At 71.8% G+C, this 15938-nt stretch carries 16 protein-coding genes; 6 read left to right on the top strand and 10 right to left on the bottom strand.

What is annotated here, in order from left to right; translation table 11 throughout:
• Positions 1–8: 8 nt before the first annotated feature.
• Positions 9–1166, bottom strand: a complete 1158-nt coding sequence (locus FGW31_RS20805; protein ID WP_142194942.1) for an acyl-CoA dehydrogenase — start codon at positions 1164–1166, stop codon at positions 9–11.
• Between the two features lie 183 nt (positions 1167–1349).
• Here FGW31_RS20805 and FGW31_RS20800 point away from each other — a divergent pair, with 183 nt between their 5' ends.
• Positions 1350–2693: a UDP-glucose dehydrogenase family protein gene (locus tag FGW31_RS20800; RefSeq protein ID WP_142194941.1), complete on the top strand. Its 1344-nt coding sequence runs from the start codon at positions 1350–1352 to the stop codon at positions 2691–2693.
• A gap of 106 nt (positions 2694–2799) precedes the next feature.
• Here the strand turns inward: FGW31_RS20800 and FGW31_RS20795 are convergent, their stop codons facing one another.
• On the bottom strand, positions 2800–3306 hold the full coding sequence (locus tag FGW31_RS20795) for a CGNR zinc finger domain-containing protein (protein ID WP_142194940.1): 507 nt from the start codon (positions 3304–3306) through the stop codon (positions 2800–2802).
• A 136-nt stretch (positions 3307–3442) separates the two neighbouring features.
• On the opposite strand from FGW31_RS20795, the gene FGW31_RS20790 reads away from it, so the two are divergent.
• Together FGW31_RS20790 and FGW31_RS20785 are read left to right on the top strand one after the other, a co-directional pair.
• The gene (locus FGW31_RS20790; RefSeq protein WP_142194939.1) at positions 3443–3802 is read left to right on the top strand and encodes a VOC family protein; all 360 of its coding nucleotides are present in this window, start codon (positions 3443–3445) and stop codon (positions 3800–3802) included.
• 48 nt (positions 3803–3850) lie between these two features.
• Positions 3851–4243, top strand: coding sequence for a VOC family protein (locus tag FGW31_RS20785; RefSeq protein ID WP_142194938.1), 393 nt, complete (start codon positions 3851–3853; stop codon positions 4241–4243).
• Between the two features lie 12 nt (positions 4244–4255).
• Here the strand turns inward: FGW31_RS20785 and FGW31_RS20780 are convergent, their stop codons facing one another.
• From FGW31_RS20780 to FGW31_RS20765, 4 genes are all read right to left on the bottom strand, one after another.
• Positions 4256–5392, bottom strand: a complete 1137-nt coding sequence (locus tag FGW31_RS20780; protein WP_142194937.1) for a dipeptidase — start codon at positions 5390–5392, stop codon at positions 4256–4258.
• A gap of 260 nt (positions 5393–5652) precedes the next feature.
• Positions 5653–6840, bottom strand: a complete 1188-nt coding sequence (locus tag FGW31_RS20775; protein WP_142194936.1) for a dipeptidase — start codon at positions 6838–6840, stop codon at positions 5653–5655.
• Entirely contained in the window at positions 6837–7337 is a 501-nt protein-coding gene (purE, locus tag FGW31_RS20770) for a 5-(carboxyamino)imidazole ribonucleotide mutase (protein WP_142195010.1), read from the bottom strand. Before purE ends, FGW31_RS20775 begins: the two co-directional genes overlap by 4 nt.
• A 77-nt stretch (positions 7338–7414) precedes the next feature.
• Positions 7415–8554 (bottom strand): 5-(carboxyamino)imidazole ribonucleotide synthase, encoded by a 1140-nt coding sequence (locus tag FGW31_RS20765; protein ID WP_142194935.1) that lies wholly within the window; start codon positions 8552–8554, stop codon positions 7415–7417.
• A 150-nt stretch (positions 8555–8704) separates the two neighbouring features.
• Here FGW31_RS20765 and FGW31_RS20760 point away from each other — a divergent pair, with 150 nt between their 5' ends.
• Positions 8705–9205, top strand: coding sequence for a GtrA family protein (locus FGW31_RS20760; RefSeq protein WP_142194934.1), 501 nt, complete (start codon positions 8705–8707; stop codon positions 9203–9205).
• A gap of 42 nt (positions 9206–9247) precedes the next feature.
• On the opposite strand, the gene FGW31_RS20755 is transcribed toward FGW31_RS20760, so the two are convergent.
• Both FGW31_RS20755 and FGW31_RS20750 read right to left on the bottom strand, forming a co-directional pair.
• Positions 9248–10522, bottom strand: coding sequence for an ATP-binding protein (locus FGW31_RS20755; RefSeq protein ID WP_142194933.1), 1275 nt, complete (start codon positions 10520–10522; stop codon positions 9248–9250).
• A 32-nt stretch (positions 10523–10554) separates the two neighbouring features.
• Positions 10555–11232, bottom strand: coding sequence for a response regulator transcription factor (locus tag FGW31_RS20750; RefSeq protein ID WP_142194932.1), 678 nt, complete (start codon positions 11230–11232; stop codon positions 10555–10557).
• A 515-nt stretch (positions 11233–11747) separates the two neighbouring features.
• Here FGW31_RS20750 and FGW31_RS20745 point away from each other — a divergent pair.
• Positions 11748–13244 carry an oligopeptide:H+ symporter gene (locus FGW31_RS20745; protein WP_142194931.1) on the top strand — a complete coding sequence of 499 codons (1497 nt, stop codon included), beginning with the start codon at positions 11748–11750 and terminating at the stop codon, positions 13242–13244.
• Positions 13245–13331: 87 nt separating this feature from the next.
• On the opposite strand, the gene FGW31_RS20740 is transcribed toward FGW31_RS20745, so the two are convergent.
• Positions 13332–13895 carry an ATP-binding protein gene (locus tag FGW31_RS20740; RefSeq protein ID WP_142194930.1) on the bottom strand — a complete coding sequence of 188 codons (564 nt, stop codon included), beginning with the start codon at positions 13893–13895 and terminating at the stop codon, positions 13332–13334.
• A gap of 269 nt (positions 13896–14164) precedes the next feature.
• Entirely contained in the window at positions 14165–14542 is a 378-nt protein-coding gene (locus tag FGW31_RS20735) for an STAS domain-containing protein (protein WP_142194929.1), read from the bottom strand.
• 251 nt (positions 14543–14793) lie between these two features.
• On the opposite strand from FGW31_RS20735, the gene FGW31_RS20730 reads away from it, so the two are divergent.
• Complete coding sequence (locus FGW31_RS20730) at positions 14794–15708, top strand: RNA polymerase sigma factor SigF (protein WP_142194928.1); 915 nt, start codon at positions 14794–14796, stop codon at positions 15706–15708.
• The last annotated feature ends 230 nt before the right edge of the window (positions 15709–15938 follow it).

Below are 15938 nucleotides of genomic sequence, written 5' to 3'. Positions count from 1 at the left end.
GGGGTGCGCTACGGCAGGTTGCGGGCCATGACGATCCGCTGGACCTGGTTGGTGCCCTCGTAGATCTGCGTGATCTTGGCGTCGCGCATCATGCGCTCGACCGGGTAGTCGCGGGTGTAGCCGTAGCCGCCGAGGAGCTGGACGGCGTCGGTGGTGACCTCCATGGCGACGTCGGAGGCGAAGCACTTGGCGGCGGCGCCCTGGAACGTGAGGTCGCTGTCACCGCGCTCGGACTTGGCGGCGGCCGCGTACGTCAGCTGGCGGGCGGCCTCGATCTTCATGGCCATGTCGGCGAGCATGAACTGGACGCCCTGGAAGTCGGCGATCGGCTTGCCGAACTGCTTGCGCTCGCGGACGTAGCCCTTGGCGTAGTCCAGGGCGCCCTGGGCGATGCCGAGGGCCTGCGCGGCGATGGTGATGCGGGTGTGGTCCAGGGTCTTCATCGCCGTGGCGAAGCCGGTGCCCTCCTCGCCGATCATGCGGTCGGCGGGGATGCGCACGTTGTCGAGGTAGACCTCGCGGGTCGGGGAGCCCTTGATGCCGAGCTTCTTCTCCGGGGCGCCGAAGGAGACGCCCTCGTCGGACTTCTCCACGACGAAGGCGGAGATGCCCTTGGAGCGCTTCTCCGGGTCGGTGACGGCCATGACCGTGTAGTACTCGGACTCGCCGGCGTTGGTGATCCAGCGCTTCACGCCGTTGAGGACGTAGCTGTCGCCGTCGCGGACCGCACGGGTCTTCATGCCGGCCGCGTCGGAGCCGGCGTCCGGCTCGGACAGGCAGTACGAGAACATCGCGTCGCCCTTGGCGAGCGGGGTCATGTACTTCTTCTTCAGCGCCTCGGAGCCGGAGAGGATGACCGGCAGCGAACCCAGCTTGTTCACGGCGGGGATGAGGGAGGAGGAGGCGCAGACGCGGGCCACCTCCTCGATCACGATGACCGTGGCGAGCGCGTCGGCGCCGGCGCCGCCGTACTCCTCCGGCACGTGGACGGCGTGCAGGTCGTTGGCGACGAGGGCGTCGAGCGCCTCGCGCGGGAAGCGTGCTTCCTCGTCCACGGCGGCGGCGTGCGGCGCGATCTTCGCCTCGGCCAGCGCGCGGACGGCGTCGCGGAGCATGTCGTGCTCCTCGGACGGGCGGTACAGGTCGAAGTCAGCCGATCCGGCCAAGGTCTCTCACGCTCCAAAACGCTGCGATGCTGGTCACGCTAACTACCGTTAAGTAACTCAAATTTTAAGGCGTCGGCCGCGATCGTGGATAGGTGAGCTTGACGACAGCCGGAAGTCCGGCCGCCGGTGCCCGGCGGATATGCTCGGGCGCGCACTGCATGCCGTACACCCCCTGGAGCACTGATGGCCCTCAAGATCACCGTGATCGGCACCGGTTATCTCGGCGCGACCCACGCGGCGGCCATGGCGGAGCTGGGGTTCGAGGTGCTGGGCCTGGACGTCGTACCGGAGAAGATCGACCTGCTCCGGCGCGGTGAGGTGCCGATGTACGAGCCGGGGCTGGACGAGCTGCTGCGGCGGCACGTCGCCGGGATCGAGGGGTCCACCGGGCGGCTGCGGTTCACCATGGACTGGGCCGAGGTCGGTGAGTTCGGCGATGTGCACTTCGTGTGCGTGAACACCCCGCAGCGGCACGGCGAGTACGCCTGCGACATGTCGTACGTCGACTCCGCGGTCGCCTCGCTCGCGCCGCACCTGAAGGGCCCGGCGCTGGTCGTCGGCAAGTCGACGGTGCCCGTCGGCTCGGCCGACCGGCTGGCCGCCTACCTCGCGGAGCACGCCCCGGCGGGCGGGGACGCGGAGCTGGCGTGGAACCCGGAGTTCCTGCGCGAGGGCTTCGCCGTCGAGGACACGCTGCACCCGGACCGGATCGTGGTGGGCGTGCGCAGCGAGCGGGCGGAGAAGCTGCTGCGGGAGGTGTACGCCACGCCGGTCGAGGAGGGCTCGCCGTTCGTGGTGACCGACTTCCCGACCGCGGAGCTGGTGAAGACGTCCGCGAACTCCTTCCTGGCCACCAAGATCTCGTTCATCAACGCGATGGCGGAGCTGTGCGAGGCGACCGGCGGGGACGTGGCGAAGCTGGCGGAGGCCATCGGCTACGACGACCGGATCGGCGCGAAGTTCCTGCGGGCCGGGATCGGATTCGGCGGCGGCTGCCTGCCGAAGGACATCCGGGCGTTCATGGCGCGCGCCGGTGAGCTGGGCGTGGACCAGGCGCTGACCTTCCTGCGGGAGATCGACTCGATCAACATGCGCCAGCGCGGCCGGATGGTGGAGCTGACGCGGCAGGCTCTGGGCGGCGGGCCGTTCCTGGGCAAGCGGGTGGCGGTGCTGGGCGCGACGTTCAAGCCGGACTCGGACGACGTGCGCGACTCGCCGGCGCTGAACGTGGCCGGGCAGATCCACCTCCAGGGCGGCCAGGTCACGGTGTACGACCCGAAGGGCATGGACAACGCCCGCCGGATCTTCCCGACGCTGGGGTACGCCGACTCGGCGCTCGAGGCGGTGCGCGGCGCGGACGTCGTCCTGCACCTGACGGAGTGGCGGGAGTTCCGCGAGCTGGACCCGGCGGAGCTGGGCGAGGTCGTGACGGAACGGCTCGTCCTGGACGGGCGGAACGCGCTCGACGCGCAGGCGTGGCGCCGGGCCGGGTGGCGCTACCGTGCGATGGGGCGCCCCGGCGCCTGACGGGACACCACGAGCGGCGTGCGGGACGCCGGTTCGGCCGAGGCTCAGTCGGCCGAACCGGCGTCCCTGCCGCATTCTGCCCCACCGGGCACGGGGCGGAGCGGGCCTATGCGCCCTTCGCGCGGTACCGGCGCATCTTCGCGCGGGCGCCGCACAGTTGCATGGAGCACCAGCGGCCGCGCCCGGCCGGGCTGCGGTCGTAGTACGCCCAGTGGCAGTCGGCCGCCTCGCAGGCCTTGAGCCGCTGCCAGGTGCCCGCCGTGACCGCCTCCGCGACGGCGGCGGCCACGCGGGACAGCAGGGGTCCCTCGTCCACGGGTGCGAGAGCGGCGGAGCCGTCGGTGTCGTCGACCGTGACGACCAGGGGCGCCCGGGCCAGCAGTGCGCCGAGCGGGGTGACGGCGCGGTGCGGCGGGTGGCCCGCGTGGGCGAGCAGGGTCGCGCGCAGGGACTCGCGCAGTTCACGCGCGGGGCCGACGGTGTCCTCGGTGAGTCCGAAGGGCGCGCGGCCCTCGGCGGAGTCCAGCGCGTCGCCGCCCGTTCCCAGGTCGAGGGTGTTGACCAGGTCCTGGACCAGGGCCAGCGCGCCGGGCGGGGCCGATCTCTCACTCATGCCTGGACGGTACCTCCCGCCCTCCCCGTCTCTTCCTGCGGTTTCCCCTTGCGACGTTACCGCCTGTCGGGCACCATACGGTAACCGTTACCGGTTGCCCGCTCCTACGGGTAACCCGGACTTCGAGGAGGAAGTCATGTCCGTGGCCAAGGTGGGCGCCGTCGTCCTGGACTGTCCCGACCCGCGTGCGCTGGCCGGTTTCTACGCCGGCCTCACGGGCGGCACGGTGGAGGGCGAGGGCGACTGGGTGGACCTGCGGATCCCCGGCGGCCCGACCCTCGCCTTCCAGGCGGCGCCGGGGTACGTGCCGCCGCGGTGGCCGGCCGCCGACCACTCCCAGCAGTTCCATCTGGACCTGACCGTCGACGACCTGGACGCCGCCGAGAAGGAGGCGCTGGCGCTCGGCGCCCGGCCGCTGGACGCGGACGACCGCGCGCGGACCTTCCGGGTTTACGCGGACCCGGCCGGGCACCCGTTCTGCCTGTGCGCCTGCTGAGACGTCCGCTCGCGCACCGGCCGAGCCGCCGAGACCCCGGGAGGACCCATGGCCGCCGTGGCCCGTCTGCACTCCGTCGTCGTCGACTGCCCCGACCCGCGGGAACTGGCCGTCTTCTACGCGGCCGTGGGCGGGGGAACGCCCGTCGAGGAGAACCCGGACTGGGTGGTCCTCCAGATCCCCGCCGGGCCGCGGCTGGCCTTCCAGCGCGCGCCGGGGTACTCGCCGCCGGACTGGCCGCGCGCCGACCACGACTCCCAGCAGTTCCACCTGGACTTCGACGCCGGGGGCACCTGGGAGGAGGTCGACGCGGCCGAGGAGAAGGTGCTCGCGCTGGGAGCGCGGGTGCTGGACCGCGAGGACGACCGGACGAAGGACTTCCGGGTGTACGCGGATCCGGCCGGGCATCCCTTCTGCCTGTGCCGTTACGAGCAGCCGTGACCGTCCGGCGGGTCAGCGGTCCAGGTCGGCGATGGTCGCCGTGGACGGCGGGCGGCGCTGCTGCACGGCGTGCGCGGTGAAGTCGACGCCGCGCAGCACCCGTTGGACGTTGCCCCAGGTCAGCAGGCCCACATCGGAGTCGTCCCAGCCGCGTCGCAGCAGCTCGGCGACCAGCCGCGGATAGCGGGAGGTGTCGCCGAGTTCCTGGGGGTGGGCGCTGCCGGTGTCGTAGGTGCCGGACAGGCCGACGCACTCCCGTCCGGCGAGTGCGCGGATGTGGTCGAGGTGGTCGGCGACGTCCCGGACGGTCGGGCCGGCCTGTTCGGCGGTGAGCGGCACCATGCACAGGCCCCGGGCCCGCCCCACCTCGGTGAGCAGGTCGTCGGGCAGGTTGGCCGGGTGGGGGCGCAGGGCGCGGGCGGCGGAGCGGCTGAACAGCACGGGCGCCTTGGAGACGGTCAGCACCCGGCCGATCGTCGGGGTGGAGGCGTGGGAGAGGTCGGCGATCATGCCGAGCCGGTTCATCTCCCGCACCACCTCCTCGCCGAACCGGGTCAGCCCGGCGGGGCCCGCCCAGGACACGTCGGTCAGCGTGAGCGCGCGCAGGCCGAGCGCGTACAGGGCGCGCAGGACGCTCAGCGAGTCGCCGAGGGCGGCGGCCCCGGCCGGCCCGAACAGCACGGCGACCCGGCCGCGGTTGCGGGCGTCGGCGATCTCACCGATGGTGCGGGCCGGGCGCAGGCCCGCGTCGTGGTCGGCGACCACCGCCTTCGCCAGGTCGAGCTGCTCCAGGGTGGCGGCCAGGGCCCGGTCGCCGCCGGGGCCCTCGGGCAGGTGCAGGGACCAGAACACGGCGCCGACCCGGCCCTGACGCAGCCGGGGCAGGTCCGCGTCGACGGCGCTGTCGCCGAGGTCGAGGTCGTACCAGGGCAGCCGGCGCAGCGTCCACGGCAGCCCGCTGTAACCGTCGGCGACGGGGTGGGCGGCGAGGACGGCACGGGCGCGGGTCATCGGATCGTCGTCGGGGTCGGAGACGGGCTCGTAGGACTCCGGTGCGACGACGACCGCTTCCTGCGGGTACGGCGGGACGGGCTCGTCGGCCCGGCCGACCTCGGTGGCGGGGTGCAGGTCGTCCTGGAGATCGGCCATCACGGGCTCCGTACGTCGTGACCTGGGCGCGCGACCGCGTGGCGCGGGCGCCGCACGCAGGTAGGTCGCATCCGCGGGATCGCTGTACGGCCACCGTCGCACGGCGCCCCGGGAGTCTTCCTGGTGGACGCGGCGTTCGGGGGTAAGGGGCCTGATCGGCGCGCGGGCCGGCGGGCGCCCGGTGCGCGGCCGGAGCGGCCGCGGGGCCGGTGTCCGGTGGGCGGGGCGGACGGTCGGGCCGGCCGCCCGGTCCCCGGCGGTCAGCCGTCCAGGTCCGCGATCGTCGCGTTCGACGGGCCGCGCGTGGCCTGGAGGTCCCGTGCCACGTCCTCCGCCGCGCCCAGCACCCGCACCGCGTTCTGCCAGGTCAGCTTGGCCAGGTCGGCCGTCGACCAGCCGCGGTCGAGCAGCTCGGCGATGAGGTTCGGGTAGGCGGACACGTCGTTCAGGCCGTCCGGGGTGAACGCGGTGCCGTCGTAGTCGCCGCCGATGCCGAGGTGGTCGATGCCGGCGACCTCGCGCATGTGGTCGAGGTGGTCGGCGACGGTGGCGACCGTGGCGACCGGGCGCGGGTGGGCCTCCTCGAAGGCGCGGTGCACCTTCATCGCCTCGGCGGTGGTGTCGAGGTGGTGGAAGCCGTGGGCGCGCATGTTCTCGTCGGCCGCGGCCGTCCAGTCGACGGCCGCCTGGAGCACGAACTTCGGCACGAACGTCACCATCGCCATGCCGCCGTTGGCCGGCAGTCGCTCCAGCACGTCGTCGGGGATGTTGCGCGGGTGGTCGCACACGGCGCGGGAGGACGAGTGCGAGAAGATCACCGGCGCGGCGGAGGTGTCCAGCGCGTCGCGCATCGTCGTCGCCGCCACGTGCGACAGGTCGACCAGCATGCCCTCGCGGTTCATCTCCCGCACGACCTCCCGGCCGAACGCCGACAGGCCGCCGACGCCGGGCTCGTCGGTCGCCGAGTCCGCCCACGCCACGTTGTCGTTGTGGGTGAGCGTCATGTAGCGCACGCCGAGCGCGTACAGGGCGCGCAGGGTGGCGAGGGAGTTGTCGATGGAGTGGCCGCCCTCGGCACCCATCAGCGAGGCGATCCGGCCCTCGGCGCGCGCCGCCTCCAGGTCGGCGGCGGTCAGCGCGGCCCGCAGGTCGCCGGGGTGCCGGTCGATCAGCCGCCGTACGCAGTCGATCTGCTCCAGCGTCGCCGTCACCGCGCCCGGCAGGTCCGAGCGGACGTACACCGACCAGTACTGCGCGCCGACGCCGCCGGCCCGCAGCCGGGGGATGTCGGTGTGCAGGTGGGCGGTCTGGTCGGCGGCGACGTCGCGGGCGTCGAGGTCGTAGCGGACCTGTTCGCGCAGGGCCCACGGCAGGTCGTTGTGCCCGTCGACGACCGGGTACTCCCGCAGCAGCTCCCGGGCCCGCTCCAGGGACGTCGCCGCGGTCACTTGGCGAAACCGAATCCGGCGCCGGAGCCCTCGACCTTGGAGCGCAGCCGCTTGCCCTTCTCGGTGGCCTGGTCGTTCAGGTCCTGCTGGAACTCCCGCATCCGGCCGAGGAGTTCTTCGTCGTGCGCGGCGAGCATGCGGGCCGCGAGCAGACCGGCGTTGCGCGCCCCGGCGACGGAGACGGTGGCGACGGGGACACCGGCCGGCATCTGCACGATGGACAGCAGGGAGTCCATGCCGTCGAGGTACTTCAGCGGCACGGGCACGCCGATGACGGGCAGCGGCGTGACGGAGGCGAGCATGCCGGGCAGGTGGGCGGCGCCGCCCGCACCCGCGATGATCACCTTCAGGCCCCGGTCCGCGGCCTGCTCGCCGTAGGAGATCATCTCCCGGGGCATGCGGTGCGCGGAGACGACGTCGACCTCGTAGGCGATCTCGAACTCGTCGAGGGCCTTCGCCGCGGCCTCCATGACGGGCCAGTCGGAGTCCGACCCCATGACGATGCCCACCGAGGGGAAGGGACGCGCGTCGGCGCTCGTCGAGGGGTGGTGGTCGGGCGACGGGTGGGCGGGGCTCATTCGGTGATCGTGCCTCTCAGGTAACCGGCTGCGTGACGGGCGCGCTCCAGCACGTCGTCCAGGTCGTCGCCGTAGGTGTTGACGTGGCCGACCTTGCGGCCGGGCTTCACGTCCTTGCCGTACATGTGGATCTTCAGCTGGGGGTCGCGGGCCATGCAGTGCAGGTACGCCGAGTACATGTCCGGGTAGTCGCCGCCGAGGACGTTGACCATGACCGTCCACTTCGCGCGCGGGCGCGGGTCGCCGAGCGGCAGGTCGAGGACGGCGCGGACGTGGTTGGCGAACTGCGAGGTGATCGCGCCGTCCATGGACCAGTGCCCGGAGTTGTGCGGACGCATGGCGAGCTCGTTGACGAGGATGCGGCCGTCGCGGGTCTGGAACAGCTCCACCGCGAGGTGGCCGACGACGCCGAGTTCCTTGGCGATGTTCAGCGCCATCTCCTCGGCCTGCAGGGCGAGGGCCTCGTCGAGGTCGGGCGCGGGCGCGATGACCGTGTCGCAGACGCCGTTCACCTGGCGGGACTCCACGACCGGGTAGGCGACGGCCTGGCCGTGCGGGGAGCGCACGACGTTGGCGGCCAGCTCACGGACGTAGTCGACCTTCTCCTCGGCGAGGACCGGGACGCCCGCCTTGAACGGCTCGGCGGCCTCCTCGGCGGAGTCCACCACCCACACGCCCTTGCCGTCGTAGCCGCCGCGGACGGTCTTGAGGACGACCGGGAAGCCGTCCCCCTCGGCGGCGAACGCCGCCACGTCCTGCGGATCGGCGACGATGCGGTGCCGTGGGCACGGCACGCCGATCGCGTCGAGCCGCGCGCGCATCACGCCCTTGTCCTGGGCGTGCACCAGCGCGTCGGGGCCCGGGCGGACGGGGATGCCGTCCGCCTCCAGGGCCCTGAGGTGCTCGGTGGGCACGTGCTCGTGATCGAAGGTGATCACGTCGCAGCCGCGTGCGAACGCGCGCAGCGTGTCCAGGTCGCGGTAGTCGCCGACGACGACATCGCCGACGACCTGCGCCGCGGAGTCCTGCGGAGTGTCACTGAGAAGCTTGAACCTGATGCCGAGCGGGATGCCCGCCTCGTGGGTCATACGAGCGAGCTGGCCACCGCCGACCATGCCGACTACCGGGAATGTCACACCCCCAGGGTATCGGCCGAGCCACAGTGGCCGGTTTTCCGGCCCCATACCGGACGGTGTGCGGCCGGCGGCTTCGTCCGCAGGAAGATCGCGCGGGTGGGTGGTTAGCATGGCTGGGTTGACACAACCGACGACGGGAGCCCGCACGCGATGGAACGCGGTTCGTCCAGGCTCCGACGGCTCTGCCGGGAAATCGCCAAGTTCGGCGCGGTGGGCGGAGCCGGGGTGCTGGTCAACCTGGGCGTGTTCAACCTGGTCCGGCAGGTGACCGACCTCCAGGTGGTGCGGGCCAGTGTCATCGCGACCGTCGTGGCGATCGTCTTCAACTACGTCGGCTTCCGCTACTTCACCTACCGGGACCGCGACAAGTCCGGGCGCACCCGGGAGATGACGCTGTTCCTGCTGTTCAGCGCGGTCGGCCTGGTCATCGAGAACGGCGTGCTGTACACGGCGACGTACGGCTTCGGCTGGGACAGCCCGCTGCAGAGCAACATCTTCAAGTTCCTGGGCATCGGCGTCGCGACCCTGTTCCGCTTCTGGTCGTACCGCACCTGGGTGTTCCGCGCGCTGCCGGTCAGGGAGCCGGGTGCGGGCGCGGTCGCGCGGGGCGGCGGGAGCGGGCGCGCCCGTCCGAGGCAGCGGGTGCCGTAGCCGGCCCGCGCCGGTCCTTCTTCCGGGCGGGCTGCGCGCCGGTCAGCGGACCGTCTGCCGGCCCTCGTCCTCGCGGGACCTGTCCGGGGGTGTCCGGGACAGGAACAGGCCGAACACGGCCGGCTTGGCCTGGAGCATCTCCAGGCGGCCGCCGTCCGCCTCCGCGAGGTCCCGGGCGACGGCGAGACCGATACCGGTGGAGTTGTGGCCGCTGATCGCCCGTTCGAAGATCCGCGAGCCCAGGTCGGCGGGGATGCCCGGACCCTCGTCGGTGACCTCCACGACGACCTGGTTGCCGGTGACCCGGGTGCGCAGGGCGACCGTGCCGCCGCCGTGCATCAGCGAGTTCTCGATCAGCGCCGCCAGCACCTGGGCGACCGCGCCCGGCGTGCCCACCGCCCGCAGGTGCCGCTTGCCCGAGGTGACGATCGCCCGGCCGGCGCTGCGGTAGGCGGGGCGCCACTCGGCGAGCTGCTGCTGGATGACGTCGTCGAGGTCGAAGGTGACCGCGGAGCCGGTGCGCGGGTCGCGGGAGTTGGTCAGCAGCCGCTCCACCACGTCCGTCAGCCGTTCCACCTGCGTCAGCGCGATGGTCGCCTCCTCCTTCACCGTGTCCGGGTCGTCGGTGAGGGTGATCTCCTCCAGGCGCATGGACAGGGCGGTCAGCGGGGTGCGCAGCTGGTGGGAGGCGTCGGCGGCCAGCCGCCGCTCGGCGGTCAGCATGCGGGCGATGCGCTCGGCGGAGCGGTCCAGGACGTCGGCGACGCGGTCCAGCTCGGGGACTCCGTAGCGGCGGTGGCGGGGGCGCGGGTCGCCGGAGCCGAGGCGTTCGGCGGTCTCCGCCAGGTCGGTCAGCGGGGAGGCGAGCCGGTTGGCCTGGCGGATCGCCAGCAGCACCGCCGCGATCACCGCGAGCAGCGCCACCAGCCCGATGATCAGCAGCGTGCGGCCGACCTCCCGGGTCACCGAGGAGCGCGGCTCCTGCACGGTGACCGTCTCGCCCTCCTCGCCGGGCGCCGAGGCGCTGATGACGTCGCCGTCCGGCTCGGTGCCGACCTCGATGGGCGGCTTGCCGGGGATCCGGATGACGGCGTACCGGTCCTCGGTGACCTGGTTGCTGAGGATCTCGGCGGTGACCTGGTCCTCGACGATCAGCCTGCTGTCGACGATGCTGGCCAGCCGCACCGCCTCGGACTCCACGCGCTCCCGGGCGCTCTCGGTGATGGTGCGGGTCTCGACGATCACCAGGGAGACGCCGAAGACGGCGATCACGACGAGCACCACGGCGAGGGTGGACTGGATCAGGCGGCGGCGCATGTTCTCTTACCCATTGCCGAACCCCGGCGGGTTCAGCTCTTCTCGAAACGGAAGCCCACGCCGCGCACGGTCGCGATGTAGCGGGGGTTGGCCGCGTCGTCGCCGAGCTTCTTGCGCAGCCAGGAGATGTGCATGTCGAGCGTCTTGGTGGAGGACCACCAGGTGGTGTCCCAGACCTCGCGCATCAGCTGGTCCCGGGTGACGACCCGGCCCGCGTCCCGCACCAGGACCCGCAGCAGGTCGAACTCCTTGGCGGTGAGCTGGAGTTCCTCCTCGCCCATCCACGCCCGGTGCGACTCGACGTCGATGCGCACCCCGTGGGTGGCCGGCGGCTGCGGCGGCTCCGCGGCGCCGCGCCGCAGCAGCGCCCGCACCCGGGCGAGCAGTTCGGCGAGGCGGAACGGCTTGGTGACGTAGTCGTCGGCGCCCGCGTCCAGGCCGACGACGGTGTCCACCTCGTCGGCACGCGCGGTCAGGATCAGCAGCGGAACCGTGTGCCCCTCGGAGCGGAGACGGCGGGCGACCTCCAGACCGTCCATGCCGGGCAGTCCGAGGTCCAGCACGACCAGGTCGACGCCGCCCTGCATTCCGGCGTCGAGCGCGCTGGGTCCGTCCTCACGCACCTCGACTTCGTAGCCCTCCCGGCGCAGTGCGCGGGCCAGCGGCTCAGAGATGGACGCGTCGTCCTCGGCGAGCAGTACACGGGTCATGCCAGTGATGGTAGTCCCGGCGCGACGGCCCCAGGGGTGTGATCGCCGGGCTCGGTTCTTACCGGCGCCACACCGTTTTCTCACCTCCACGGAGCCCGGTACGGACCTGAGAGTGTGGGGTGCGATCCTGATGAGGACCTTCGAATAGGTGATCGCAGTTCCAGTGAAACCTGTGATCCATGTCTCAAGTCCTTCCATATCCGGCACTGTCCTGCCGTATGGTGAACCAACGCCTGTTGCACCACGGGGACCTTTGGCGGCACTTGACGCCGAGGGTCTCTTTTGTGTGCGGGCCGGCTCCGAGCCGGCCCCGGAAGGAATGACCTGTGGCCGGGCCTCGCCGCGCGTCTGCGCGCGGAGGAGGCGTGGATCCCGGTGGTCGCCGTCCGCCGCTCCGCGATCCGGGGCGGCCTCCCCCGGGCGTGGGGTGGGACGGTACGACCCGCCGGTGCCGGCCGCCCCCCACCGGGCGCGTACGCGTTCGCGCGACGCGTCCCGACCAGCAAGGAACGACCATGGCGTCCAGCCTGACGAAGGACTCGGTCACTCCCGGCACCCCCGGGTCCGAGAAGACCTTCTTCGGCCACCCCCGCGGACTGGCCACTCTCTTCATGACCGAGATGTGGGAGCGTTTCTCCTACTACGGCATGAGGGCTCTGCTCCCGCTGTACCTCGTCGCGCCGGGCGGCCTCGCGCTGAACGCCGGCACCGCGACGGCGATCTACTCGGTGTACGTGTCGCTGGTGTACCTGCTCGCCATGCCGGGCGGCTGGTTCGGCGACCGCGTCTGGGGTCCCCGCAAGACCGTCGCCGTCGCCGGCGCGATCATCATGCTCGGCCACCTCACGCTGGCCCTGCCCTCCTCCGGCACCTTCTACGCGGGTCTCGGCCTGGTCGCCATCGGTTCGGGTCTGCTGAAGGCCAACATCTCCACGATGGTCGGCCACCTCTACAAGGGACCGGACGACCCGCGCCGCGACGGTGGCTTCACCGTCTTCTACATGGGCATCAACCTCGGTGCCTTCGCCGCGCCGCTGATCATCGGCACCGTCGGCGAGAGCGTGAACTGGCACCTGGGCTTCGCGCTCGCCGCGCTGGGCATGGGCCTGGGCCTGGCGCAGTTCCTGCTGGGCAGCCGCCACCTGGACGCGCACTCCAGCGTCGTGCCGAAGCCGCTGTCGGCCGAGGAGAAGTCCTCGACGCTGCGCAAGTCCGCGCTGTGGGCGGGCATCGCCGTCGTCGCCTACGCCGCCCTCGGCCTGTCCGGCCACTACACGCTGAACTGGGTCCTGGTCCCGCTGACGCTGCTCGGCGTGATCATCCCCGTGATGGTGCTGGTGCGGATCAAGCGCGACAAGGACCTGGACCGCGACGACCAGTCGAAGATGTCCGCGTACATCTGGTTCTTCGTCGCCGCCGCGATCTTCTGGATGATCTACGACCAGGGCGGCTCGACCCTGTCGATCTTCGCGGACTCGTCGGCCGACAACAGGGTCCTCGGCTGGGAGTTCCCGGTCTCCTGGTACCAGTCGGTCAACCCGGTCCTGATCATGGCGCTGGCCCCGGTCTTCGCCTGGATCTGGCTGGCGCTGAACCGGCGCGGCAAGGAGCCGAGCACGATCGTGAAGTTCGCTTCCGGTCTGGTGCTGGTCGGCGTGTCCTTCTTCCTGTTCCTCGCCCCGCTGTCCATCGCCGAGGGCGGTCACAAGGCGGCGGCGCTGTGGCTGGTGGCCATCTACTTCACGCAGACCGTCGGTGAGCTGCTGCTCTCCCCCGTCGGCCTGTCGGTCACCACGAAGATGGCGCCCGCGAAGTACGCCTCGCAGATGATGGGCGTCTGGTTCCTGGCCGTCACCGCCGGTGACGCCACGACCGGTCTGCTGTCCATCGCGGGTGTCGACCTGAACAAGACGGGCATCGTCGCGATGGAGGCCGCGCTCGCCGTGGTCGCCGGTGTCGCGGTGTGGATGTACCGCAACAAGGTCAAGGCGCTCATGGGCGACGTGCGCTGAGCCGTCCCCGAGCCGACGAAGGGCCCCGCATCCGGTTGGATGCGGGGCCCTTCGGGTTCGCGCGGGAGGTGCGCCCGGCGGGCGGGGCTACGCGGGGGCGCCCAGTTCCGCCCAGACGGTCTTGCCGGCCACGTCCGGCGTCCGTACGACGCCCCAGTCCAGGCAGAGCCGCTGCACGATGAACATGCCGTGGCCGCCGGGCCGGCCGGCCCGGTGCGGGGTGCGCGGGGCCGGCTGGCCGGTGCCCCGGTCGGTGACCTCCAGCCGGATCACCTTGTTGTCGCAGGTGATGGCGAGGTGGTCGGGTCCCTCGGCGTGCAGGCAGGCGTTGGTGACCAGTTCGGAGACGACGAGCAGGACGTCCTCGGCGGCGGCCCGCTGGTCCGCGGTGGCGGCGGGCAGCCAGCCCCAGGCGTACAGCGCCTGGCGGGTGAAGTCGCGGGCCAGCGGTACGACGCCGCTCTGGCCGTCGAAGCTCAGGCGGCGGACCTGGCCGCCGCCCGACGACCCCGAGGCTCCCTCGGGCGCCACCGGCGCGGTCGCGCCACCGTCGGGCTCACTCCCCGCCGACGCGCCGCCCCCGGGCACCCCGGAAACGCCGCTGGGCTCCGGACCGCGGTCGCCCGGCGAGTAGGGCCGGGTGGTGCTCATCAGCGCTTCACCTCACCGTGTCACCAGTTCACGACTGACAAAATTCCGTACTCGATCTGTCACGCGCACGGGACGCGTACGGTTCTCGGCGCTTGCGCGGCCATCGCGTCCGGAACGTTCAGGGAGTCTCCTGCCCGGGCGCGCCGGGCGGACACCCCCGTCTTCACACGGAGAGCGGACACCCGTGTCCTCGCGCGCGGAGGCGCGGCGCGACGGCCCCTTCGACGGCAGGGGCGTCGGGCGCGCCCCGCCGGGCCTGCCCGCGCGGGTCACGCCGAATCGTCGGCCAGCGCCGCCTCGAGAGTGTCGTGCACGGTGAACACCGCGTCCGCTCCCGTGATCTCGAAGACGCGCGCGACCACGGGCTGCATGCCCGCGAGATGAACCCCGCCCCCTGCCGCCTCGGCCTTGAGCCGGGCCCCGAGCAGCACGTTCAGCCCCGTGGAGTCGCAGAACTCCAGCCTTGAGCAGTCGATGACAAGCCGCTTGAATCCCTTGGCGAGGCAGTCCTCCAGTGGCTCTCGCAACAGGTCGGCGGTGTGGTGATCCAACTCACCCGCCGGAGTCACGACGGCACTGGGGCCCTCTTCTCGCACCTCGACCAGAAGCCGGCCCGACTGTGCGCTGCCGACCGTCCCGCGGTCCATGCCGTCTCTCTCTCCCGACGTCGTGGCTGCTTGATGACGCCCTCGAACATTACGCCTTCCGGGCACGCTCCGACACTCTAACAATCACGCACAAACGGACATATACAAACAGAACGCACTTGCGGAGGGCTCGGGGAAGCGGGTAGGGCTAGTAAGAACACGTACCCGACACGGCCGGCTTTGGAGGCGCCGCACACCGCAGTGCACGTATCGGCTTCGGCAGCCTTATGCCGAGAACGATGGAGGACATCATGTCACCCCGGCTCGACGCATCGCCTACCCACGAAGCGACGTCGACACCCCCTCCGGAACATCTGAATCCCATCGAGCAGGACGACCTGGGTGTCGTCCCCGACGACCTACTCGCCGGACTGCCGGAGATCCCCCCTTACGACGAGGTGGGCCCGGTCGACGCGCGGGCTCTCTCCAAGACCCTCTTCGAGCGCCTGGAGTCGCTGGAGGAAGGCACTCACGAGTTCTCGTACGTGCGCAACACGCTCGTCGAGCTCAACCTCGCCCTGGTCAAGTTCGCCGCCTCCCGCTTCCGCTCGCGCAGCGAGCCGATGGAGGACATCATCCAGGTCGGCACCATCGGCCTGATCAAGGCGATCGACCGCTTCGAACTGTCGCGCGGTGTGGAGTTCCCCACCTTCGCGATGCCAACCATCATCGGCGAGATCAAGCGCTTCTTCCGCGACACCTCCTGGTCCGTGCGCGTGCCGCGCCGGCTGCAGGAGCTGCGGCTCGACCTGGCCAAGGCCGGTGACGAGCTGGCCCAGCAGCTGGACCGGGCGCCGACCGTGCCCGAGCTGGCCGCGCGGCTGGGCATCAGCAACGACGAGGTCGTCGAGGGCATGGCGGCGTCCAACGCCTACACCGCCTCCTCGCTGGACGCCCAGCCGGAGGAGGACGACGCCGAGGGCGCGCTGGCGGACCGGATCGGTTACGAGGACAACGGGCTCGAAGGCATCGAGTACGTCGAGTCGCTGAAGCCGCTGATCGCCGAACTGCCCGCACGGGACCGGAAGATCCTGTCCCTGCGCTTCGTCGCGGGCATGACCCAGTCGGAGATCGGCGAGGAGCTGGGCATCTCCCAGATGCACGTCTCCCGGCTGCTGTCGCGGACGCTGGTGAAACTGCGCAAGGGGCTGACCGTCGAGGAATGACGTGCCGTCACCCCGCCCGGTGACGGCCGTGCACGAGTGACGGCCCCGTGTGACACGACGTCATCCCGCAGGCGGTGACGGTCGCACGTCGTGACGCCACTCCGGACGACGTGACCGCGCCCCGCGCCCTGCCGGCGCCGGATGCCCACCCGGGCACCGGGCGCCCGCCGGGCGCGGGGCGCGCCTCGTTGCGCGGCGGCGCGTCTCGTTGCGCGGTGCGCGATGCGGTG

The organism is Streptomyces calvus (genome assembly GCF_006782915.1).
Lineage (GTDB): Bacteria > Actinomycetota > Actinomycetes > Streptomycetales > Streptomycetaceae > Streptomyces > Streptomyces calvus.
The sequence above is the reverse complement of the archived record's forward strand: the minus strand, read 5'-3'. Positions and strand labels throughout refer to the sequence as shown.

Bases quoted from the DNA above. Each gene is read 5' to 3' on its own strand.
- FGW31_RS20740 (WP_142194930.1), bottom strand. From the start codon at position 13,895: ATGAGCACCACCCGGCCCTACTCGCCGGGCGACCGCGGTCCGGAGCCC.
- FGW31_RS20780 (WP_142194937.1), bottom strand. From the start codon at position 5,392: ATGGCCGATCTCCAGGACGACCTGCACCCCGCCACCGAGGTCGGCCGG.
- FGW31_RS20760 (WP_142194934.1), top strand. From the start codon at position 8,705: ATGGAACGCGGTTCGTCCAGGCTCCGACGGCTCTGCCGGGAAATCGCC.
- FGW31_RS20735 (WP_142194929.1), bottom strand. From the start codon at position 14,542: ATGGACCGCGGGACGGTCGGCAGCGCACAGTCGGGCCGGCTTCTGGTC.
- FGW31_RS20790 (WP_142194939.1), top strand. From the start codon at position 3,443: ATGTCCGTGGCCAAGGTGGGCGCCGTCGTCCTGGACTGTCCCGACCCG.
- FGW31_RS20745 (WP_142194931.1), top strand. From the start codon at position 11,748: ATGGCGTCCAGCCTGACGAAGGACTCGGTCACTCCCGGCACCCCCGGG.
- FGW31_RS20795 (WP_142194940.1), bottom strand. From the start codon at position 3,306: ATGAGTGAGAGATCGGCCCCGCCCGGCGCGCTGGCCCTGGTCCAGGAC.
- FGW31_RS20730 (WP_142194928.1), top strand. From the start codon at position 14,794: ATGTCACCCCGGCTCGACGCATCGCCTACCCACGAAGCGACGTCGACA.
- FGW31_RS20785 (WP_142194938.1), top strand. From the start codon at position 3,851: ATGGCCGCCGTGGCCCGTCTGCACTCCGTCGTCGTCGACTGCCCCGAC.
- FGW31_RS20755 (WP_142194933.1), bottom strand. From the start codon at position 10,522: ATGCGCCGCCGCCTGATCCAGTCCACCCTCGCCGTGGTGCTCGTCGTG.
- FGW31_RS20750 (WP_142194932.1), bottom strand. From the start codon at position 11,232: ATGACCCGTGTACTGCTCGCCGAGGACGACGCGTCCATCTCTGAGCCG.
- purE (WP_142195010.1), bottom strand. From the start codon at position 7,337: ATGGGGTCGGACTCCGACTGGCCCGTCATGGAGGCCGCGGCGAAGGCC.
- FGW31_RS20800 (WP_142194941.1), top strand. From the start codon at position 1,350: ATGGCCCTCAAGATCACCGTGATCGGCACCGGTTATCTCGGCGCGACC.